This window comes from Mucilaginibacter terrae, from assembly GCF_031951985.1.
Classification (GTDB): Bacteria; Bacteroidota; Bacteroidia; order Sphingobacteriales; family Sphingobacteriaceae; genus Mucilaginibacter; species Mucilaginibacter terrae_A.
Genome location: NZ_JAVLVU010000001.1, coordinates 1 through 21,004 on the forward strand (window position 1 = coordinate 1; position 21,004 = coordinate 21,004).

21 protein-coding genes and 1 pseudogene are annotated in these 21,004 nt (G+C 41.6%); 18 read left to right on the forward strand and 4 right to left on the reverse strand.

The window, feature by feature from the left end:
- Positions 1 to 249 precede the first annotated feature (249 nt).
- Both QE417_RS00005 and folB read left to right on the forward strand, forming a co-directional pair.
- Positions 250 to 1,605, forward strand: a complete 1,356-nt coding sequence (locus tag QE417_RS00005) for a GH1 family beta-glucosidase (protein WP_311946637.1) — start codon at positions 250 to 252, stop codon at positions 1,603 to 1,605.
- Positions 1,606 to 1,817: 212 nt separating this feature from the next.
- A complete protein-coding gene (gene folB / locus QE417_RS00010; protein ID WP_311946638.1) occupies positions 1,818 to 2,177 on the forward strand; it encodes a dihydroneopterin aldolase in 360 nt (119 codons plus the stop codon).
- Here the strand turns inward: folB and QE417_RS00015 are convergent.
- Complete coding sequence (locus QE417_RS00015) at positions 2,174 to 2,623, reverse strand: acyl-CoA thioesterase (protein ID WP_311946640.1); 450 nt, start codon at positions 2,621 to 2,623, stop codon at positions 2,174 to 2,176. The two genes, folB and QE417_RS00015, sit on opposite strands and share 4 nt — an antisense overlap.
- A 146-nt stretch (positions 2,624 to 2,769) precedes the next feature.
- Here QE417_RS00015 and QE417_RS00020 point away from each other — a divergent pair, with 146 nt between their 5' ends.
- Positions 2,770 to 3,210: an Hsp20/alpha crystallin family protein gene (locus QE417_RS00020; RefSeq protein WP_311946641.1), complete on the forward strand. Its 441-nt coding sequence runs from the start codon at positions 2,770 to 2,772 to the stop codon at positions 3,208 to 3,210.
- 181 nt (positions 3,211 to 3,391) lie between these two features.
- Here the strand turns inward: QE417_RS00020 and QE417_RS00025 are convergent, their stop codons facing one another.
- The gene (locus QE417_RS00025; RefSeq protein WP_311946643.1) at positions 3,392 to 3,883 is read right to left on the reverse strand and encodes a YajQ family cyclic di-GMP-binding protein; all 492 of its coding nucleotides are present in this window, start codon (positions 3,881 to 3,883) and stop codon (positions 3,392 to 3,394) included.
- A gap of 153 nt (positions 3,884 to 4,036) precedes the next feature.
- On the opposite strand from QE417_RS00025, the gene ppk1 reads away from it, so the two are divergent.
- From ppk1 to QE417_RS00100, 15 genes are all read left to right on the forward strand, one after another.
- On the forward strand, positions 4,037 to 6,085 hold the full coding sequence (ppk1, locus tag QE417_RS00030) for a polyphosphate kinase 1 (protein WP_311946645.1): 2,049 nt from the start codon (positions 4,037 to 4,039) through the stop codon (positions 6,083 to 6,085).
- A 4-nt stretch (positions 6,086 to 6,089) separates the two neighbouring features.
- On the forward strand, positions 6,090 to 6,977 hold the full coding sequence (locus QE417_RS00035) for a Ppx/GppA phosphatase family protein (protein WP_311946646.1): 888 nt from the start codon (positions 6,090 to 6,092) through the stop codon (positions 6,975 to 6,977).
- Positions 6,978 to 7,127: 150 nt separating this feature from the next.
- Entirely contained in the window at positions 7,128 to 7,694 is a 567-nt protein-coding gene (locus QE417_RS00040) for a UbiX family flavin prenyltransferase (protein WP_311946648.1), read from the forward strand.
- A gap of 308 nt (positions 7,695 to 8,002) precedes the next feature.
- Positions 8,003 to 9,928, forward strand: coding sequence for a threonine--tRNA ligase (gene thrS / locus QE417_RS00045; RefSeq protein ID WP_311946650.1), 1,926 nt, complete (start codon positions 8,003 to 8,005; stop codon positions 9,926 to 9,928).
- A 1-nt stretch (position 9,929) separates the two neighbouring features.
- Positions 9,930 to 10,496 carry a translation initiation factor IF-3 gene (infC, locus tag QE417_RS00050; protein ID WP_311946651.1) on the forward strand — a complete coding sequence of 189 codons (567 nt, stop codon included), beginning with the start codon at positions 9,930 to 9,932 and terminating at the stop codon, positions 10,494 to 10,496.
- Positions 10,497 to 10,648: 152 nt separating this feature from the next.
- Positions 10,649 to 10,849, forward strand: coding sequence for a 50S ribosomal protein L35 (rpmI, locus tag QE417_RS00055; RefSeq protein WP_090525627.1), 201 nt, complete (start codon positions 10,649 to 10,651; stop codon positions 10,847 to 10,849).
- Between the two features lie 78 nt (positions 10,850 to 10,927).
- On the forward strand, positions 10,928 to 11,272 hold the full coding sequence (gene rplT, locus QE417_RS00060) for a 50S ribosomal protein L20 (RefSeq protein WP_311946665.1): 345 nt from the start codon (positions 10,928 to 10,930) through the stop codon (positions 11,270 to 11,272).
- 147 nt (positions 11,273 to 11,419) lie between these two features.
- Positions 11,420 to 12,232, forward strand: coding sequence for a hypothetical protein (locus tag QE417_RS00065; protein ID WP_311946667.1), 813 nt, complete (start codon positions 11,420 to 11,422; stop codon positions 12,230 to 12,232).
- A gap of 49 nt (positions 12,233 to 12,281) precedes the next feature.
- On the forward strand, positions 12,282 to 13,604 hold the full coding sequence (locus QE417_RS00070; RefSeq protein ID WP_311946669.1) for an MFS transporter: 1,323 nt from the start codon (positions 12,282 to 12,284) through the stop codon (positions 13,602 to 13,604).
- A 15-nt stretch (positions 13,605 to 13,619) separates the two neighbouring features.
- Entirely contained in the window at positions 13,620 to 14,348 is a 729-nt protein-coding gene (locus tag QE417_RS00075) for a (Fe-S)-binding protein (protein ID WP_311946670.1), read from the forward strand.
- Positions 14,349 to 14,361: 13 nt separating this feature from the next.
- Positions 14,362 to 14,856 (forward strand): DUF6265 family protein, encoded by a 495-nt coding sequence (locus tag QE417_RS00080; protein WP_311946672.1) that lies wholly within the window; start codon positions 14,362 to 14,364, stop codon positions 14,854 to 14,856.
- An 86-nt stretch (positions 14,857 to 14,942) separates the two neighbouring features.
- Complete coding sequence (gene mtaB, locus QE417_RS00085) at positions 14,943 to 16,262, forward strand: tRNA (N(6)-L-threonylcarbamoyladenosine(37)-C(2))-methylthiotransferase MtaB (protein WP_311946674.1); 1,320 nt, start codon at positions 14,943 to 14,945, stop codon at positions 16,260 to 16,262.
- Between the two features lie 28 nt (positions 16,263 to 16,290).
- Positions 16,291 to 17,463, forward strand: a complete 1,173-nt coding sequence (locus QE417_RS00090; RefSeq protein WP_311946676.1) for a prolipoprotein diacylglyceryl transferase — start codon at positions 16,291 to 16,293, stop codon at positions 17,461 to 17,463.
- On the forward strand, positions 17,456 to 17,929 hold the full coding sequence (locus tag QE417_RS00095) for a GtrA family protein (protein WP_311946678.1): 474 nt from the start codon (positions 17,456 to 17,458) through the stop codon (positions 17,927 to 17,929). Before QE417_RS00090 ends, QE417_RS00095 begins: the two co-directional genes overlap by 8 nt.
- Positions 17,910 to 18,698: an inositol monophosphatase family protein gene (locus QE417_RS00100; RefSeq protein ID WP_311946680.1), complete on the forward strand. Its 789-nt coding sequence runs from the start codon at positions 17,910 to 17,912 to the stop codon at positions 18,696 to 18,698. The genes QE417_RS00095 and QE417_RS00100 overlap by 20 nt, the downstream gene beginning before the upstream one ends.
- 180 nt (positions 18,699 to 18,878) lie before the next feature.
- Here QE417_RS00100 and QE417_RS00105 read toward each other — a convergent pair.
- A pseudogene (locus tag QE417_RS00105) lies at positions 18,879 to 19,431 on the reverse strand (NifU family protein).
- A gap of 84 nt (positions 19,432 to 19,515) precedes the next feature.
- On the reverse strand, positions 19,516 to 20,859 hold the full coding sequence (gene purB / locus QE417_RS00110; protein WP_311946682.1) for an adenylosuccinate lyase: 1,344 nt from the start codon (positions 20,857 to 20,859) through the stop codon (positions 19,516 to 19,518).
- Positions 20,860 to 21,004: the final 145 nt, after the last annotated feature.

Genomic DNA, 21,004 nt, shown 5'->3' on the forward strand with positions numbered 1-21,004 from the left:
GCAGGATATATAATCATAATCGGGGCTTAACCCTGAGTTAATGCTTGCGCGTTACCTTCGTTATAACAAAACACCGGGACGCCATGAAAGCATTACAATTGATTAAACACCTGCTACTTAATTTAAAAGAGCTGCTGGTATTAAGGAGCTTAAAATCTTCTTTCATACATTAATACTTAATGCGAATTTTATTTACTGATATCCGTTTTATTTGAACAATTTGGCCCCGGCTTAGTTGGGCATATATAAATGGATATTAACGATACTGCACAAGCTTTTAATAAGCATTTTTTTGGCCCCAATTTTAACTGGGGCGTTTCTACTGCTGCTTTCCAAACAGAGGGTTCCTGCGATACTGATGGCAAAAGTGCATCCATCTGGGATATATTCACGCAAAAAAAAGGCAAGGTTCATGGCAATCAAAATGCCTTTACTGCCTGCGATTTTTATAACCGCTACGAGCAGGATATTGACCTTATCAAGCAGCTTAATATTCCTTGCTTCCGTTTTTCTATTGCCTGGACTCGCATTTTACCTAACGGTACCGGCGAAGTAAACCAGGCTGGAATTGACTATTACAACCGCGTTATTGATTATTGCCTAAAAGTAGGCGTTGAGCCTTGGCTTACCCTTTACCATTGGGATTTACCGCAAACACTGGAAACCCAGGGCGGCTGGACCAACCGCGACAGTATACAGTGGTTTACCAACTTTGTAAGCGTATGCGCCAATGCATTTGGCGACCGTGTTAAAAACTGGATGGTAATGAACGAGCCTGCCGTGTTTACCGGGGCTGGTTACTTTTTAGGTTTGCATGCACCGGGCCGTACAGGACTAAAAAACTTTTTACCCGCTGTACATCATGTTACACTAAGTATAGCAGCCGGAGCACGTATACTGCGTGATGCATTTCCCCATGCTATTATTGGAAACACCTTTTCTTGTTCTCATATTGAACCTGTTAGCACTAAAGCTAATGACGTTGCTGCTGCTAAACGAGCCGATGTTTTAATTAACCGCCTTTACGTGGAGCCGTTGATTGGCTTGGGTTATCCCATTGCCGATTTGCCTGTGCTGCAACGCATAGAAAAATATATGAAGGATGGCGATGAGCAGCAACTGTCATTCGATTTTGACTTTATTGGCCTGCAAAATTACACGCGCGAAATTGTAAAGTATTCGTTATTTACCCCCTACATAAGCGCTAAGCTGGTAGAAGCCAAAAAACGAAATGTGCCTTTAACCGAAATGGGCTGGGAAGTTTATCCGCAGGCCATGTACGAGGTGGTTAAAAAATTCAGCGCCTACCCGCAAATCAAGAATATTAAAATTACCGAAAACGGTTCAGCATTCCCTGATACGTTAAAAGATGGCCGGATCGATGATGTTTTACGCACGCAGTATCTGCATGATAATCTTCAGCAACTGCTGAAAGCCAAAGAGGAGGGATGCCCTGTAACCGGTTATTTTGTGTGGACACTAACCGATAACTTTGAATGGGCCGAAGGCTACCGCCCGCGTTTTGGGTTGATACACATCAATTTTGAAACCCAGGAGCGTATCATCAAAAATTCGGGCCACTGGTACGCCGATTTTTTAAAGTAGCATTATTTACCGTACTTAGGGGCTTAGAAATTGCTTTAACAAGTGCTCCGGAATTGTGCGATTCCCCTCTTGAGAGGGGTGGAGGGGTGTGTCATTTGGATATGCAAAGTTTGCGAATAACACACACCTGCTAACGCTTATTCCTGCCCTCAAGAGGGACGCAAATTATTTAAGGCTATTTCTAAAACTAAAAAAAACACACATCTGCATTTATGATTAAAGTTGGACTTTACAGCGCCGAGTTTTTTGCGCGGCACGGCTATTATAAAGAAGAACAAATTTTAGGGAACCGTTTTTTGGTTACTATCGAAGCTACCTTCAATCCGCAGCACCCGGCCATAAACGATGATCTGGAAAAAACGCTCAATTATGAGGCCTTGTGCGAGGTTGCGCATGAAAACATGAAGTACCCGCAAAAACTACTCGAAACCGTGGCGCAGGGCATGGCCGATGCTATTATGCAGCAATTTCCATACATTAATCATTTACAGGTGGAAGTAAAGAAACTTAACCCGCCCTTGAAAGGGCAGGTGGCAGCATCAGGCGTTACCGTTTATGTTGATAATAATTAGTTGGTATTGGTAATCAATCCCGGCTCGTCATAATCAATCATGCGTTGGCGCTCGCGTGCGGGTATAGGCACTGATTTAAGGTTCGGGTAATCATAAGTAATGCAAACCGATTTGCCCGTTGTGCAAATTTCCTCTTCGCCGTTAGCATTAATTTTCACCAGTACATAGGTTACATCAAAACTACTGTTGCCAATGCGTGATGTGCGCAGGTAGCAGGCAATCTGATCGTCAACCTTAATTGGTTTAAGGTAGTTTATTTCCGATCGGCCTAAAATAACACCGCAATTGTTCCAGTCCCACTCCGCAACTTCTTTCCAATAACTCAGGCGGGCAATCTCAAAGTAAGTAAGATATATAGTGTTACTTACGTTTCCGTAAGCATCTATATCCGAAAAACGGATAGGAACGGGAGCTTTGAATTTATAATTAGCTAAATTTTCAGTCATTTCGTGTCAACTTGTCTTGTGAAAAATATAATAGCCGACAAAAAGTCATTTAAAATATTGTTCTGGTAGCGTTTTAAGCGGTTGGTACACCACTTGTATATATCACCACGAAAATAATTAAAAAGAAACTTTTGGAGGATATAAAAATGACTTTAGTAAAATTTAACAACGGACACAGAAAACCAGTAGCTGCACCTCGTTTTATCGATGTATTTGATTCCATATTTAACGATCAGTTTTTAAACGCTGCACCACAAAGCAAAGTTCCGGCTGTAAACGTAGCCGAAAACGAAACTGCATTTGATATTGAACTGGCAGTACCGGGTTTAAAGAAAGAAGATTTTAAGATTAACGTTGAAAAAGACCTATTAACCATAAGTGCCGAAGTTAAACAGGAAGAAGCAACCGAAGGTAAAAAGTATACTAAAAAAGAGTTTGGCTACCAATCATTCAGCCGCTCATTTACCTTACCCGAAACTGTTGATCAAAACAACATCGAAGCTTCGTACACCGATGGTATATTGAAATTAACCATCGCCAAAAAAGAAGAAGCTAAAATTCAACCGCGCGAAATTGCGGTGAAATAATATTAAAAAGTGTTTTTATAAGTTAAGTGTTGGTTTAGTTTAGATTGAAGCCGTCTCTGTAAAGGAGACGGCTTTTTTGTGTATGAACCTGAATTTTAAGAATTTGTTGAATTTTCAGAATTCTTTAATAAGTGACTGGAAATTCTGTCAATTAGAGAAATTCTTAAAATTCCGGTTCAGATTAATTTCTCATATTAATAAACTGCAGCGGCTGGCCAAAATCTTCGCCGCGGCAAAGGCTGATAACCGCTTGCAGGTCGTCGAGTTTTTTGCCTTGCACGCGTACCTGGTCGTCCATTATAGAGGCCTGCACTTTAAGGCCGCTGTCTTTTATTTTTTTAACTATTTTTTTGGCAACTTCCTTATCAACACCTTCTTTAATGTTTATTTCTTTACGAACCATGTTGCCCGAGGCATACTCTTCCTTGCCAAAATCAAGCGCTTTAGGGTCGAGGCCCTGTTTAACCATACGGCTAATGATCGAATCCTGGATGGCTTTCAAGCGCATATCATTTTCAGTTACCACCGTAATCTGATTTGTTTTTTTATCGTGGTCTACCGTACTTTTCGAATCGTTAAAATCATAACGGTTCAAAATTTCCTTTTTAGCGTTATTAATAGCATTATCAAAGGTTTGTGCGTCTATTTTACTTACAATATCAAATGATGGCATAAGGCGATGTTATATAAATGAAAGGTGCAAATGTAGGCTTGAATTATACTATAAACAAAAACACATTTAAAAAGATTGAAGTTAATATTATATTAACATAGAAATAAGCAGTTTTGCATACGCACATGCAAAGCCTTGCTGTGCTTACCTTATATGGCTACTAAAAACATCCCTTTAATTAATCGCGAGATTAGCTGGTTATACTTTAACGACCGTGTACTGCAGGAAGCGGCCGATATAACCGTTCCCCTAATTGACCGGATTAAGTTTTTAGCCATATTTTCGTCCAACCTTGATGAATTTTACCGGGTACGTGTAGCCACGCTATCAAGATTAACAAACCTGAACGAAAAATCGAAAGCCTTATTAGGATATAACCCTAAAAAGGTACTTAATCAAATTAAAAGCATAGTAGTTAAGCAGGAAAAGAAGTTTCATAACCTGTACGAGAACATCATTATTAAGCAACTGGCCGAAGAAAAGATATTTCTTCTAAACGAAAAGCAACTAAACGTAGCCCGTGGTGCTTTTGTTAAAAAACACTTTAGGGAAAAATTGCTTTCAACCCTGGTGCCCATTATGCTGGAGGATGAAAAGGCTATCCCGATGCTGCATGACCGTGCTATTTACTTTTTTGTAAAGCTTACCAAAGGACGTAAATCACGATTGGCGCTAATTGAGCTTCCTGCTAATATATCGCGTTTTCTCATACTACCCGAAACCAATCAGTTAAAGTTTATCATCCTCATTGATGATATTATCAGGTATAGCCTCGAAGATATCTTCTTTATTTTTGAGTATGATAGCATGGAGGCTTACTCCATACAGCTTACCCGCGATGCCGAGCTTGATCTGGATAAGGAACTGAGTGAAAAGTTTATCGATGCCCTTTCTAAAAGTTTGCAAAAGCGTAAAAAAGGCCGCCCCATGCGTATGCTGTATGATGCTGAGATGCCCGAAGATATGGTGGCCTATCTTAAACGCAAATTGGGGCTAAATACCGAAAATATGATACCCGGCAACAGGTATCAGAACTTTAAGGATTTTATTGCTTTCCCTAACGTAGGCGGCCCCGAACTGGAATATAACCGAACCAAGGCTTTGCCGGTGGATGGCCTTTCGTTTGGTAAAAGTTTAATGAGTTATGTGGCTAATAAAGATTATTTGATAAGTACGCCATACCAGAGTTATGATTATGTAATTCACTTTTTACGCGAGGCCGCTATTGACCCTAAAGTTACCGAAATCAATATATCCGTATATCGCCTGGCCAAAGATTCGCGCATTATGCATGCATTGGTTAATGCTGCGCAAAATGGTAAAAAGGTGAACTGTTTGATCGAGCTTCGTGCTCGTTTTGATGAACAGAACAACATCCAATGGACACGTCGTTTAGAAGATGAGGGGATTAAAGTAATACATGGCGTTCCTGGCTATAAAGTGCATGCTAAAATATGTTTGGTGGTGCGTATGGAGAAAGGTAAGCCCGCATATTACGGCTGTTTATCAACCGGCAACTTTAACGAAAAAACAGCCGCTATTTACGCCGACCATACCCTGCTTACCGCCAATAAAAAAATAACCGGCGATATGCTGAATGTGTTTCGCGCAATAAATAAGGGGCAGTTGGCTAAGGATATCAAGCACCTTGTCGTGTCGCCCATTGATTCGCGGCCGGCTATTTACCGTAATATAGATAATGAAATAGCTAATGCCAAGGCAGGCAAGCCGGCTTATATGATATTGAAGATGAATAGCCTTGCCGATGAACAGCTGATTGAAAAATTGTACGAAGCCAGCAATGCCGGGGTTAAAATACAAATGATAATTAGGGGCATGTGCTGTTTAGTGCCCGGAGTAGAGGGCTTTAGTAAGAATATAAAAGTTTATAGTATAGTTGATAAATACCTGGAACATGCGCGTGTACACGTATTTGCAAACGGTGGTAAAGAACTGGTTTACCTTACCTCGGCCGATTTTATGAGCCGTAACATTGACAATAGGGTAGAAGTTGGTTTCCCCATTTATGATGAAGATATTAAACAGGAAATAAGAGATATACTGGATATCCAACTGCGTGATAATACCAAATCGCGCGAGATCAATAAGAGCAATACTAACAGATACCATCGTACCAAAACCGATGTAAACCACCGGTCGCAGGTAGAGATATACGATTATTTAAAACAAATAAACACCTAATAACTTGAGATACGCAGCCATAGACACCGGATCGAACGCAGTTCGCCTGCTTATAGCCGATATTATACAGAATGACGGGAACATTACGTTCAAAAAAAACACCCTCGTGCGCGTACCCCTGCGCCTGGGTGACGATGCCTTTTTAGATAAGCATATATCAGACAAAAAAGCCGATGACTTGGTAAAAACCATGGCTGCCTTCAAAAACCTAATGGATGTGTATAAGGTGAGCGATTATATGGCCTGTGCAACATCGGCTATGCGCGAGGCTAAAAATGGCCCGGAGCTTATTAAGCGTATTAAACAAGAGGCAAATCTCGATCTGGAGATTATTCATGGAGAGGTTGAGGCCGGTATTATTTATGCCAGTCATATTGGTGTTGATTTAGATGAAAGCAAAACCTATCTATACATTGACGTAGGCGGCGGCAGCACCGAACTGTCGTTGTTTGCCAATGGCGAACAAATTGCTTCACAATCATTTAACATTGGTACTATTCGTATACTCGATAATCAGGACAAAGATGAAACCTGGCGCGAAATGCAGGACTTTGTTCGTAAACATACCAAGCCATATAAAATTATTTATGGCGTGGGTACAGGCGGTAATATTAACAAATTATTTAAGCTGAGCGATGAGAAAGACGGCGAGCCTCTAAGTTATATCAAGCTCAAATCACTATACAATTACCTGTCGTCGTACTCGCTTAAAGACCGCATCAACGTATTGAAACTCAACCAGGACAGGGCTGATGTTATTATTCCTGCATGTGAGATTTACACCACGGTAATGAAATGGGCTAACATCAAATCAATATATGTACCGAGTGTTGGAATGGCTGATGGCATCATCCAAACATTAATTGAAAAGAATTTATTGAAAAAAAATTAATTTAATTTTAATAATTAAAAAATACTTGTTACTTTTGTAATGCCCTCTCATAGGGCATGTTTTTCATAGGTAGATGTAGGGTCGAGTAGTAATATTCGACCCTTTTTTTATGCTATCAACTTTCCTACCTTTGCTTTGTTGTTAAACCAAATGATGAAGAAAAAGATCGTAGTTGCTATTACCGGAGCCAGTGGCGCTATATACGCCAAATTATTATTAGATAAATTACAGCAGCTAAATGATCAAATTGCCGATGTTGGCATCATCATGTCAACCAACGCCAAACAGGTTTGGGAAACCGAACTCGACAATACCGATTACCAGCAAATGCCCTTCAAGTTTTACGATAAGCACGACTTTATGGCCCCATTTGCATCAGGCTCGGCACGCTATGATACCATGGTGGTTATCCCATGCTCAATGGGCACACTGGGCCGCATTGCATCGGGCGTATCTGATGATCTGGTAACCCGTGCTGCCGATGTTATATTAAAAGAGCGGCGCAAACTCATTTTAGTAGCCCGCGATACGCCATTGAACCTCATCCACATCCGCAATATGGCAACCGTTACCGAAGCCGGCGGCATTATTTGTCCTGCTGTTCCCTCATTTTACAGTAAGCCTCAAACCATTGAAGAAGTAGCCATGACGGTGGTAAACCGGGTTATTGATTTGATAGGGCTGGAGAATGAGAGTTATAGGTGGAGTGAGGAGTAGATAAGACTACGCATACAAAAAACGCGTCATTGCGAGGAAGAGGGCGGCCAAGCATGGCCTCCGAAGCAATCCGGGGGGGCCTTCGCACTAACTCAAGTCTCTGCACAAAACCCGGAGATTGCTTCGACGACTGCCCCGCAATCCCAACGCTGTCTCGCAATGACGTAAAGTTTAAAGTATCGGTGAAATCATTCCCAATAATCGGTGCAATCATAATAAATATTCTAACTTTGCCGCCTAATAAATGATCACTCTCGTAGGTGATCTACTAAAACATATTTTTACAGAACAATAAATCATAGTTGTAGATGATTAACATTACACTTCCTGATGGTTCCGTTCGTCAGTACGACAAAGGAATCACTTCCATGCAAATTGCACAGTCAATTTCTGAAGGTTTGGCCCGTAACGTTTTAGCCGCCGAGGTTGATGGTATGGTTTGGGATGCAAGTCGCCCCATTGAGCAAGATGCCAGCGTTAAACTGTTAACCTGGACAAACGATGAAGGTAAAGCCACATTCTGGCACTCATCGGCCCACTTAATGGCCGAGGCGTTAGAAGCCCTTTATCCGGGTACCAAGTTTGGTATTGGCCCGGCTATCGAAACCGGCTTTTACTACGATGTTGACTTTGGCGATCGCACATTTTCGCAGGAAGATTTCAAGCAAATTGAAGACAAAATGCTCGAGCTGGCTAAAACCAAGGCCGAGTATATACGCAAACCGGTAAGTAAAGACGAGGCCATTGCCTACTTTACCGATAAGGGCGACGAGTACAAACTCGACCTGATCAAAGACCTGCCCGATGGTTCGATAACCTTTTACTCGCAAGGTAACTTTACCGACTTGTGCCGTGGTCCGCATATCCCAAACACCGGCTTTATTAAGGCTGTAAAGCTGATGAACGTGGCTGGCGCTTACTGGCGTGGCGATGAAAGCCGCAAGCAGTTAACCCGTATTTACGCGGTAACTTTCCCTAAAGCGGGTGAGTTGACCGAGTATTTGCACATGCTTGAGGAAGCCAAAAAGCGCGACCATCGTAAACTGGGTAAGGAGTTGGAACTATTTGCCTTTTCTGAAAAAGTGGGCATGGGTTTACCGTTATGGTTACCTAAAGGCACCGCTTTGCGCGAACGTTTGGTTAATTTTTTACAGCGTGCACAGGTTTCTGCAGGATATGAGCAGGTAATTACCCCGCACATTGGCCATAAAAACTTGTACGTAACTTCGGGCCACTACGAAAAGTATGGTAAGGATAGCTTTCAGCCTATACAAACCCCGCAAGAAGGCGAGGAATTCTTCCTTAAACCGATGAACTGCCCGCACCACTGCGAGATATATAAAACCAAACCACGTTCGTACAAGGATTTGCCTGTACGTTTTGCCGAGTTTGGTACCGTTTACCGTTACGAGCAAAGCGGTGAATTGCACGGCTTAACCCGCGTACGAGGCTTTACTCAGGATGATGCCCACTTGTTTTGCCGCCCCGATCAGGTGAAGGAAGAGTTTAAAAAGGTGATCGACCTGGTATTATATGTATTTAATGCTTTGGGTTTTGAAGATTATACTGCACAGGTATCTCTTCGCGACCCTGAAAATAAAGCCAAATACATTGGCACCGATGAAAACTGGCAACTGGCCGAAAGCGCTATCATTGAAGCTGCCGACGAAAAAGGCCTGCGCACCGTAGTTGAATTAGGCGAAGCGGCATTTTATGGCCCTAAGCTCGATTTTATGGTGAAGGATGCCTTAGGCCGTAAATGGCAGTTAGGAACCATACAGGTTGATTATAACCTACCTGAGCGCTTTGAACTGGAGTACACCGGCAGCGATAACCAAAAGCACCGCCCGGTAATGATTCACCGTGCACCGTTTGGTTCGTTAGAACGTTTTGTGGCTGTTTTAATTGAACATTGTGCCGGTAATTTCCCGTTGTGGTTATCGCCCGAGCAGTATGTTATTTTGCCTATCTCCGAAAAATATGAAGATTATGCAAAAAAACTTTCACAAATGTTAAATAATTCCGATATTCGCGGGCTAATTGACTTTAGAGATGAAAAAATCGGTCGCAAAATACGCGACGCTGAAGTCAAAAAAATCCCATATATGCTGATCGTGGGCGAAAAAGAGGCTGCTGAAGGCACGTTGTCGGTTCGTAAACATGGCACAGGCGATTTGGGAAGCATGAGTATTGAAGATTTTAAACAACAATTAATTAAAGAAATAACCATATAACTTGGCTTTAAATAAACCGAATTTCAGAGGTCCGCGTCCTCCTTTCAAGAAAAAGGAAGCAGAACACAATATTAATAATTTCATTAAGGCTCCAGAGGTGCGTTTAGTGGGCGATAACGTAGAGCAGGGGATTTTCTCTACCCGCGATGCGCTGGCCATAGCACAAGAACAAGAGCTGGATCTGGTTGAAATATCTCCTAATGCTGTTCCTCCTGTTTGCCGTGTAATTGACTATAACAAGTTCATCTACGAGCAAAAGAAGAAGATGAAGGAGATTAAAAGCAATGCCAAGCAAACGATTATTAAGGAGATCCGTTTCGGACCGAACACCGATGACCATGACTTTAACTTTAAGCTAAAGCATGCTATGGGTTTCCTGGAATCGGGCGAAAAGGTGAGAGCTTATGTTCACTTTAAAGGTCGTGCTATTGTTTATAAGGAGCAAGGAGAGATCCTTTTACTTAAATTTGCACAGGCTTTAGAAGATGTGGGCAAGGTAGAGCAGTTGCCAAAGCTTGAGGGAAAGCGTATGTTTTTAATTATGGGCCCTAAGGCTGCTAAAAAATAATTTTTTGATGTGCAAATGTGCGAATGTGCAAATGTGCAGGTAAAGAATAGATAAATAGTTTTTTAATCCGCGGATGATAAGATTAATGAAGAAAGCAGTTCATCTGCACATTTAAAAATCTGCACATCTGCACATCCAAATAAATAAGTGTTATGCCAAAAATGAAAACCAATTCCAGTGCCAAAAAGCGCTTTAAGCTTACTGGAACCGGTAAAATTGCAAGAAAAAACGCATACAAAAGCCACATCTTAACCAAGATGTCAACCAAACGTAAGCGTGCCTTAGGTCAGACCAGCTTAGTGTCTGATGCCGACATGGGTAACGTTAAACGTATGCTTTGTATCGGAAAGTAATTCATTAATTTTTTAACCAGGTATTCGAGTCCGCAAAGTTTCTTTAATTAGAACACTCACTACCAAAAAAGCAAAAAAATGCCACGTTCAGTTAACGCAGTCGCGTCGAGAAGACGCAGGAAAAAAATCATGAACCTTGCAAAAGGTTACTATGGTTCACGCAGCAAGGTTTACACCATTGCTAAAAACACAGTTGAAAAAGGTTTACAGTACGCTTACCGCGACCGTAAAACCAAAAAAAGAGAGTTCCGTGCTTTATGGATACAACGTATTAACGCTGGTACCCGTCAATTCGGCATTTCTTACTCGCAATTTATGGGTAAGTTAAACAAAAGCGAAATTGGCTTAAACCGTAAAGTATTAGCCGATTTAGCCATGAATCACCCAGAGGCTTTCAAAGCTGTGGTTGACGCTGTTAAATAAGCTTCTCTTACATACAAGCAAACAAAAAACGCCTGCTCATTTTGAGCGGGCGTTTTTTTGTATATGAAATTTTAGCTTCAAATCAGGCAAATTTAACTTTAAATAACAAAACTATTCGTGATATTAGGGCAACTAACATAAACCATTATGAACCTTAAAATCTTTATCACAATTGTTGCGGTGCTTAAATGCTTTTGCGCCGTAGCCCAAACCCATCCGCAGGAATTTTTCGACGGACTAAATAATCTTACCAAAGATGAGCCGTTAGCTAAAAAGCAATTGCTTATTGCCGCTTCAAAAGAGCCCGATTTTTATGGTACTTATCATTTTTTAGGCGTTATCAGCCAAAATAATAACCAGCTCGATTCGGCCATTTACTATTATAAAAAATCTGTCGACCTTAATACTGAAAATGTTAATCATACCCGTGAGATGGCTTACTCGAGGTTGATCATAGCACTACTTTACAAACACGATATAAAAAATGCGTTCGATGCAGCTTGGGAAGCCTGTAAAGCATATCCCGAAAGTAAAGGTTTGGAGAAAAATTTAGGAGACGTTTGCCTCTGGGCTTATTACACTAAGCACAACGGACTAAATCTTGATTATCTGGCTCCAGCTATTAAAGTTGAATACGTGGTTAACTCCATACCCGAAGAGTATTTGATAGTACGATACCTAAAACTAAATAATGAGCCATTGAATGTTGCAGGGCAAAGTCTGGTGCATAAAGGTAGTGGTAGTTATGATGTGCTGAAATGCGTAACCGCAAGCAAGGCAGAGGCAACTGTTAATTGCAAAATAAACTGGGATATGGGCAAAGAATTTGGAGGAAAGACCGGCCCTGTAGCTAAAGTTTTGGCCGATAAAAGCTTGCCGGTTTATGAGCGTGCCGGTGCCGTATTAGTAAATAATGCCAAAGCAGATATTAAAAAGGAAGTACAGAGCATGCTCAATTAAGCGGATGGGCTTAATCATCGCGGTTTATTTTATACTTTAGCTTTCCATAATGGAAACCAAAAACGATCCTAAAACCATACGCGCCTGGGCCATGTTCGATTGGGCAAACTCGGCGTACAACCTGGTTATCACCTCAACTATTTTCCCGGCATATTATGCAGAGATAACAACTTCTGATAAGCACGCTGATAGAATCATGTTTCTCGGGCGGGAATTTATCAATACTGCTTTATTAGATTATGTTCTATCTGCAGCATACATGATTGTGGTTTTGTTGCTACCCATTCTTACATCAATTGCCGATTATCGTGGTAATAAAAAAAGCTATATGCAGTTTTTTACCTGGATGGGGGCTTTGGCTTGTTGTGGTTTGTTTTTTTTTAAAGCCGATACATTAGAAGTAAGCTTATTATTTTGTGCCTTAGCTGCAATTGGCTATTGTAGTGGTACAGTATTTTACAATTCCTATTTGCCGCAAATTGCAACGCTGGAGGAGCAGGATAGAGTTAGTGCAAAAGGTTTTACTTATGGTTATATAGGCAGTGTACTACTTCAAATCATTTGTTTTGTTTTTATATTTAAGCCTGAGTGGTTTGGTATACCTGATAAAGCATTCGCTGCCCGACTTTCATTCTTATTAGTTGGTGCCTGGTGGTTGGCATTTGCTCAAATACCATTCCTTAAATTACCCAAAGGGCAGCCTAATAATACTAATAAATATCAAAATGTACTAACTGGAGGTTTTATCGAGTTAAGACACGTGTGGAATAAAATCAAAAATATGCCGGTTCTAAAACGTTACCTGTCGGCTTTCTTTTTCTACTCAATGGGAGTACAAACAATAATGTTGGTTGCTACAGGTTTCGCTGCAAAAGAACTTAAATTACCTAAAGAAAGCCTCATAATTACCATCTTAATTATACAATTAGTAGCCATTGCAGGTGCTGCTTTAATGTCAAAGTTATCATCCGTATACGGTAATATAAAAGTATTGATGGGCGTGGTTATGATATGGATAGGCGTATGCTTTGCTGCTTATTTTACTCAAAATCAAACCCAGTTTTATTTGCTGGCCGTGGTGGTGGGTTTAGTAATGGGCGGTATACAATCGTTGTCGCGCTCAACATATTCTAAGTTTTTACCGCAAAATATTACCGATACGGCATCGTTCTTCAGTTTTTATGATGTTACCGAAAAACTGGCTATTGTTATCGGATTGTTTACATTTGGCTTTGTGGAGTCTCTTACGGGTAGTATGCGTAACTCTACTTTGGTACTGAGTGTGTTTTTTATTGCAGGGTTACTGCTGCTGTTTTTGCTGTTATGCACACAAAAACGCGAGATAGAAAACATTACGCCCGGCACCGTGTAAATGTTAAGGTAAAAAATGAAAGTTGAGTTATTTGTACCGTGTTTTGTTGATCAGTTGTTCCCCGACACGGCTTTTAATACCGTAAAGGTGCTGCAAAAGGCAGGCTGCGAGGTTAATTTTAACCCCGAGCAAACCTGTTGCGGTCAGCCGGCCTTTAATGGTGGTTTTTGGGACGATGCCAAGGAAGTTGGCGCCAAGTTTTTGAATACATTCAGAGATGATGATGTGATTGTAACGCCGTCGGCCTCATGTACCGGTATGGTGCGCAATTATTATAATGATCTTTTCACTAATACTACCTCTCATAACAAATGCCGCTCGGTGCAGGGTAATATTTATGAACTATCTGATTTTCTAATAAATATCCTGCAATTTGATGCTTTTGGGGCTGAGCTCGACGGTCGTGCCGTTTTTCATGACAGTTGTGCCGGTTTGCGCGAGTGCAAAATAAAGGAAGAGCCTCGAAGGCTGCTATCCAAAGTTTACGGCTTGGAACTGGTAGATTTACCTGCCGGTGAAACCTGTTGTGGTTTCGGTGGCACTTTTGCAGTAAAGTTCGATGCTGTATCGAGTGCTATGGCACAACAAAAAGTAGAACATGCCTTATCGGTTGAAGCTGATTATATAATTTCTACTGATGCCTCGTGTCTGCTGCATTTGCAAGGATATATTGATAAGAATAACTTGCCTATAAAAACCTATCACCTTGCCGATGTACTGGCCAACGGGTGGGGGAATATATAACTCCGATCCACTTATGAAAAAATCACAACCACTCATTATCATCTTCCTGCTCACATTCAGTTTATCAGCGTTAGCTCAGGCACCCAAAGCCACGGTAAAAGACCTTGCCTTTATGGCCGGGACCTGGACACTTAAACACCAATGGGGCGACATGGAAGAATATTGGGGACCGCCCATGGGCGATAATATGGTAAGCAGCTACCGTTGTGTAAAAGATGGCAAAGTAGTTTTTTATGAGTTTGTGGTAATTGAACAAACCAACGGCACACCAGTAATGAAAATGCGCCACTTCAATCCCGGCAATATAGCCTGGGAAGAAAAAGATAAACCCCACACCTATAAGCTTATTGCCCTTACCAAATCAAAAGCTGTATTTGAAGATGATGCGAAAGCTGTAAAACTCATCTACGAGCGCATATCGCCCACAAAGCTAAATTGCATTTTAGAAGAGAAAGACAAGCAAGGTAAACTGCAAAAAGATGTTTTTGCCTACACGCTAAAGCCATAAATTGGTCAAAAACACCGCAGTAGCATAAACCAATCAACCACTCACTTCTAACTACTCACTAAATTAGTTATCTTTGCGGCTTTATAATGAACAAGAAAGTCGCTTTTTACACGCTGGGTTGCAAGCTTAATTATTCCGAAACGTCAACGTTGGGCAGGCTGCTCAATAATGCTGGTTTCGAAACGGTTGAGTTTACCCAAACGCCTGATGTTTTTGTAATTAATACCTGCTCGGTAACCGAAAACGCCGACAAGAAATGCAAGAAGATCGTTAAGGAAGCACTTAAAATTTCGCCCAATGCACACGTAACTATCGTGGGCTGCTACGCGCAACTAAAACCACAAGATATAGCCGAAATTCCGGGTGTTGATTTGGTGTTGGGTGCTGCCGAAAAATTTCAACTGGTTGATCATTTAACTGATCTCACTAAAAAAGAAAAAACTGAAGTTTTTAATCAGCCGGTATCTGAAGCTAATCAATTCGTATCATCCTATTCATACGGCGATCGTACCCGTACTTTTTTGAAAGTGCAGGATGGTTGCGATTACTCATGTACGTTTTGTACCATACCTATGGCTCGCGGAGCCAGCCGTAGCGATACCATTGAAAGTGCCGTTGCACAGGCCTATGAAATTGCCGCATCGGGCGTAAAAGAAATTGTACTGACCGGTGTTAACCTGGGCGATTTTGGCATACGCAATGGCGAACGTCATGATAAGTTTTTTGACTTGGTGAAAGCATTGGATGAGGTTGAAGGCATTGACCGTATTCGTATCTCTTCCATCGAACCTAATTTGCTTACCGACGAGATCATCGAGTTTGTGGCTACGTCAAAACGTTTTGTTCCACATTTCCATATTCCGCTGCAATCGGGCTCTAACAAAATACTCGGCTTAATGCGCCGTCGTTACCGTCGCGAATTATACGTGGATAGGGTAGCGAAGATTAAAGAGCTGATGCCCGACTGCTGTATTGGCGTCGATGTTATTGTTGGCTTCCCCGGCGAAACCCGAGAGGATTTTATCGATACTTACAATTTCCTGAACGAGCTTAATGTGTCGTACCTACACGTATTCACTTATTCAGAGCGCGAAAACACCATGGCAGCCGAAATGAGTGGCATTGTACCCGGTTCAACCCGTGCCGAGCGGAGCAAGATGCTGCACATTCTTTCCGACAAAAAGCGTCGTGCTTTTTACGAGTCTCAATTGAATAAAAGCGACGAAGTACTGTTTGAAGGCGATAATAAAGAGGGGTATATGCACGGTTTTACCCGTAACTATGTGAAGGTAAAAGCCAAGTTTGACCCCATATTGGTTAACGAATTAAAGACCGTAAAACTAACCGCCATAAGCGCCGACGGCGATGTGGAAATAACCGAAAGCGAAGAAATATTGGTTCATTAACCTTATATTCGCTTCAAATTACTACCTCATGTTCCCATCTATTTCCGACCTGATCAATTATCTTACCGGTTGGCATTTACCAACATTACCCATTCAAACCTTTGGTTTTTTTGTGGCAATGGCCTTTATGGCTGCATATTGGGCTTTTGTACAGGAGTTTAAACGTAAAGAAGCGTTGGGCTATGTACTACCCATGCAAAAAACAATTACCGTTGGCGAACCGGCTTCGGTAGGGGAGTTAGTGGGCAATGCCATTTTTGGTTTTATAATTGGTTACAAACTGCTTGATGTAATACTCAACTATAAATTAATGGTTGAAGATACCCAAGGCTTTTTGCTATCGGGCCGTGGAAATTTATTGGGCGGAATTATTGGTGCAGCAAGCATTGCTTACTGGGCTTATTACGAAAAGAAGAAAGAACAACTGGCCGAGCCTGTTACCAAGCAAGTTTTGGTACATGCCCACGAATTGATGGGTAATATATTGGTTTGGGCTGCTGTTTTTGGCTTTGCCGGAGCTAAGTTATTTAATGCGCTTGAAAATTGGGATGAGTTTATGGCAGACCCTGTGGGTATGCTTATTGGTTTTAGCGGCTTAACTTTTTACGGCGGATTAATTTGCGGTGGTGCTGCTGTGCTTTACATAGCTCAAAAAAATGGTGTAAAGCCTTTTACCATGTTAGATATTGGCGGCCCCGGCATGATGCTGGCTTACGGTGTTGGTCGTATTGGTTGCCAAATGGCCGGCGATGGTGATTGGGGCATACCTAATACTGCGCCCAAACCGGGCTGGTTTAGCTGGGCTCCTGATTGGATGTGGTCTTTTAAATATCCGCATAACGTTAACATGGCCGATCATGATAACCGCATTGCCGATTGCGTGGGCAGATATTGTTATGAGTTAAAATTGCCGGTTTATCCTACACCATTTTATGAGTGTGTAGCGTGTATTCTGCTCTTCTTGGTGCTATGGAGTATTCGCAGCCGTATAAAAGCGCCGGGTGTTATGTTTGGCATTTATTTGATATTGGCCGGTGTGGAGCGTTTCTTTGTAGAGTTAATTCGTGTAAATACCAAATATCACCTGTTCGGTATATCATTTACCCAGGCCGAAATGATTTCGTTATTTATGGTTATTGGTGGTGTTGCCTTAATAATTACAGGCAGGTCTAAATACAAAACACAGTTTGCCAATGGCTGATGTGCCTTTTTTTAAACGCATAAGTCAAAATAAGTTTGCAAGGTTCCTGCTTTCGGCAGGTAGTGGTTTTTTGATAGATGTGCTGGCCTTTCGAATACTTGAAGGGTATGTTTTTACCAATAAAGTTTATGTGTTGCTTGGACACCGTACCAGCAATATTGCGCTAACGCTCATCATCTCATTTACATTAGGCGTAATGGTTAATTTTTTAGTTACCCGTTACCTGGTTTTTAACGAATCGAAGTTGCCTTTTTTACAGCAATTTGTGAGGTTTGGTTTAGTGGCCTTTGTAGGTTATTTTGCCAATCTTGAAGTACTCAAGCTCTTTATCAGGTACTTGCATTTCGACCCAACCATTGCACGTATTACAGCGGCGTTGAGTCTTTTCTTCGCCAGTTTTTTTATTCATAAAGTATTTTCATTCAACATATCCAGCCGCAAAAAAAATGCTGAATCAAATAACTAACCAGGTAACCGAGGTGGCCCGCGAGGCCGGTGATTTTATTCGTCAGGAACGTAAGAATTTCAGCGCCGACCGTATTGAGTTTAAGGGATTGAACGACCTGGTATCGTACGTTGATAAAACTGCCGAACAAAAAATAGTTTCCTCACTTAAAAAAATACTGCCTGAGGCCGGTTTCATTACCGAAGAAAAAACCACCACCATAGTTGGCGAACGCTATAACTGGATAATTGATCCGTTAGATGGTACAACTAACTTTATTCATGGTTTACCGGTGTTTTCGGTGAGTATTGCCTTACAGGAATATGGAGAACTGGTTGCCGGAGTAGTTTATGAGGTAAACCAGGACGAATGCTTTTATGCCAGCGCCGATAGTCCGGCTTACCTCAACGGCCAGGAAATTAAAGTGAGCCCGGCTCCAACCATTGCCGATAGTTTGATAGCCACCGGTTTCCCATATTACGATTTTACTAAGCAAGCCCAATATATCAACCTCTTTACCGAACTGATGAAAGGTTGCCACGGCATCCGTCGTATGGGTTCGGCTGCGGTAGATTTGGTTTATACTGCTTGTGGGCGTTTTGAGGCATTTTATGAGTACAATCTCAACGCCTGGGATGTGGCAGCCGGAATTGTAATTGTAAAACAGGCCGGAGGAGATGTAGTAAATTTTTCGGGAGGTAATGAAGTGATCAATACCCGTGAGCTATTGGCTACCAATGGTAAGATAACGGCAGAGATGCTGGAGATGATTAATAAATATTTCAAGTAAAAAATATCCCGTCATTGCGAGGTACGAAGCAATCTCTGCGTAGGACAAGCAAGTAGACCTGTATAGTTCAGAGATTGCTTCGTACCTCGCAATGACGTATATAAAAGTAGAAAGGCCGATTAGTATTTTGCTAACCGGCCTTTCTATATACCTAATAATCGGTGAAATCACCAAAAAGAATTATAATGCTTCCGAAACCACTTCCTGTACCTCTGGTACCATGCGTTTCAACAGGTTTTCGATGCCCGATTTTAGAGTGATGGTTGATGATGGGCAACCGCTGCAAGAGCCGCGAAGCTCTACCGGTAACCACACCTTCGTTAAATGATTTATAGCTGATAGCGCCGCCATCCTGCTCAACAGCCGGGCGAACGTAGTCATGCAATATTTGCTGAATTTTAACTTCAGCATCAGTTCCTTCAAAGTTAGGGGTTTCGTCTTGTGCAACTTCCTGTATGGTGAGTTCCGATTCAACGGCACCTTTTACAAACTCTTTTAATATAGCCTCAATGTCGGCCCAGTTGCTGTCTTCGGTTTTAGTGACGGTAACAAAGTTGCTGGCGAAAAATACACCGTTAACAAAAGAGAATTTAAATAACTCTTTGGCAAAGGTCGATTTCTCAGCACTTTCTTTAGTGGCGTAATCTACACTTCCGTTAATCAACAACTTGTTCACAATGAACTTCATGGTTGCCGGGTTAGGGGTAGATTCGGTATATACGTTGATATTCATGACTATGCAATTTTGAATGAGAACAAATTTAATCAGCTTTTTGATTTAACAATACGTTGCTCTTGTATTTGACCTCAACATGACTTATACACCTGTGTAGTTCTGTGGTGTAATTTGTTTTAATTCGGCTTTTACTTCGGCACTAATATCCAATTTCTCCACAAATTCAGCAATGCTCTGTGCATTTATGCCCTGATTTGTTCTGGTTAAATCTTTCAAAGCCTCGTAAGGATTAGGGAAATTTTCGCGGCGTAAGATAGTTTGAATAGCCTCGGCCACTACCGCCCAGTTATCTTCCAGATCCTGGTTAATGGCAGCCTCGTTAAGCAGCAATTTGTTTAAACCACGAATGGTAGATTTTATAGCAATTAAAGTATGCGCTACCGGCACGCCAATGTTACGTAACACGGTGGAATCCGTCAAATCGCGTTGCAGACGTGATACAGGTAGTTTAGCAGCTAAATGCTCAAATAAGGCATTGGCTAAGCCAATATTGCCCTCCGAGTTCTCAAAATCAATAGGGTTAACCTTATGCGGCATAGCCGATGAACCTACCTCTCCGGCCTTTATTTTTTGCTTAAAGTAGTTCATGGAAATGTAGGTCCACATATCGCGGTCTAAATCCATAATGATATTGTTGATGCGTTTCAGGGCATCGCAATGGGCGGCAAAGTTGTCGTAATGCTCAATTTGCGTGGTGCGCTGCGAACGGCTTAAGCCCAATACATTGTTTACTAAATTATTCCCAAAATCTACCCAGTTAATAGCAGGGTAGGCCACATTATGGGCGTTAAAGTTACCGGTAGCACCGCCAAACTTAGCCGAAAACGGGATAGTTTTAGCCTGTTGTAACTGACCTTCAATACGCTCAATAAATACTTCAACCTCCTTACCTAAACGGGTAGGCGAGGCGGGTTGACCATGTGTGTGTGCCAGTAAGGGCACGGATTTCCAGTCTTCGGCATAGCCTTTTAATACTGCTAACAAATCATCAATAGCAGGGTAATATACTTCTTGCAAGGCCAGTTTAAAAGAGTACGGAATAGCCGTGTTATTAATATCCTGCGAGGTTAAGCCAAAGTGTATAAACTCCTTGTATACTTGCAGGTTAAGTGAGTCGAATTTTTGTTTGATGAAATATTCAACAGCCTTAACATCATGGTTAGTGGTCTTTTCAATGTCTTTAATGCTTTGCGCATCAGCTTCTGTAAACTGCTCGTAAATACTACGCAGGCTGCCGTAAACCGATTTATTAAAGCCGGCCAGTTGCGGTAGCGGATGTTCACACAGGGCTATAAAGTATTCAACCTCAACATAAACACGGTATTTAATTAAAGCGTACTCTGAAAAATAAGCCGACAACGAAGCGGTAGCATTATGATAACGGCCATCAACAGGAGATATGGCCATGAGCGGGGTAAGCGACATAGAAACAGTTTTTTGCGCAAAGTTAATAAAGTAGCCCGAATTTGGGACAGATTGCTCAATTTGAACTCATTGAATACCATATTAAAATTAGCAAGGGCAGGATAATGCAGGATAGTTGATAATAGCATTGAAAAAACGAAAAGTA

Excerpts from the sequence above, each read along its gene's own strand:
- QE417_RS00005 (WP_311946637.1), top strand. The coding sequence starts at position 250 with ATGGATATTAACGATACTGCACAAGCTTTTAATAAGCATTTTTTTGGC.
- folB (WP_311946638.1), top strand. The coding sequence starts at position 1,818 with ATGATTAAAGTTGGACTTTACAGCGCCGAGTTTTTTGCGCGGCACGGC.
- QE417_RS00015 (WP_311946640.1), bottom strand. The coding sequence starts at position 2,623 with ATGACTGAAAATTTAGCTAATTATAAATTCAAAGCTCCCGTTCCTATC.
- QE417_RS00020 (WP_311946641.1), top strand. The coding sequence starts at position 2,770 with ATGACTTTAGTAAAATTTAACAACGGACACAGAAAACCAGTAGCTGCA.
- QE417_RS00025 (WP_311946643.1), bottom strand. The coding sequence starts at position 3,883 with ATGCCATCATTTGATATTGTAAGTAAAATAGACGCACAAACCTTTGAT.
- ppk1 (WP_311946645.1), top strand. The coding sequence starts at position 4,037 with ATGGCTACTAAAAACATCCCTTTAATTAATCGCGAGATTAGCTGGTTA.
- QE417_RS00040 (WP_311946648.1), top strand. The coding sequence starts at position 7,128 with ATGATGAAGAAAAAGATCGTAGTTGCTATTACCGGAGCCAGTGGCGCT.
- thrS (WP_311946650.1), top strand. The coding sequence starts at position 8,003 with ATGATTAACATTACACTTCCTGATGGTTCCGTTCGTCAGTACGACAAA.
- rpmI (WP_090525627.1), top strand. The coding sequence starts at position 10,649 with ATGCCAAAAATGAAAACCAATTCCAGTGCCAAAAAGCGCTTTAAGCTT.
- rplT (WP_311946665.1), top strand. The coding sequence starts at position 10,928 with ATGCCACGTTCAGTTAACGCAGTCGCGTCGAGAAGACGCAGGAAAAAA.
- QE417_RS00065 (WP_311946667.1), top strand. The coding sequence starts at position 11,420 with ATGAACCTTAAAATCTTTATCACAATTGTTGCGGTGCTTAAATGCTTT.
- QE417_RS00070 (WP_311946669.1), top strand. The coding sequence starts at position 12,282 with ATGGAAACCAAAAACGATCCTAAAACCATACGCGCCTGGGCCATGTTC.
- QE417_RS00075 (WP_311946670.1), top strand. The coding sequence starts at position 13,620 with ATGAAAGTTGAGTTATTTGTACCGTGTTTTGTTGATCAGTTGTTCCCC.
- QE417_RS00080 (WP_311946672.1), top strand. The coding sequence starts at position 14,362 with ATGAAAAAATCACAACCACTCATTATCATCTTCCTGCTCACATTCAGT.
- mtaB (WP_311946674.1), top strand. The coding sequence starts at position 14,943 with ATGAACAAGAAAGTCGCTTTTTACACGCTGGGTTGCAAGCTTAATTAT.
- QE417_RS00090 (WP_311946676.1), top strand. The coding sequence starts at position 16,291 with ATGTTCCCATCTATTTCCGACCTGATCAATTATCTTACCGGTTGGCAT.
- QE417_RS00095 (WP_311946678.1), top strand. The coding sequence starts at position 17,456 with ATGGCTGATGTGCCTTTTTTTAAACGCATAAGTCAAAATAAGTTTGCA.
- QE417_RS00100 (WP_311946680.1), top strand. The coding sequence starts at position 17,910 with ATGCTGAATCAAATAACTAACCAGGTAACCGAGGTGGCCCGCGAGGCC.
- purB (WP_311946682.1), bottom strand. The coding sequence starts at position 20,859 with ATGTCGCTTACCCCGCTCATGGCCATATCTCCTGTTGATGGCCGTTAT.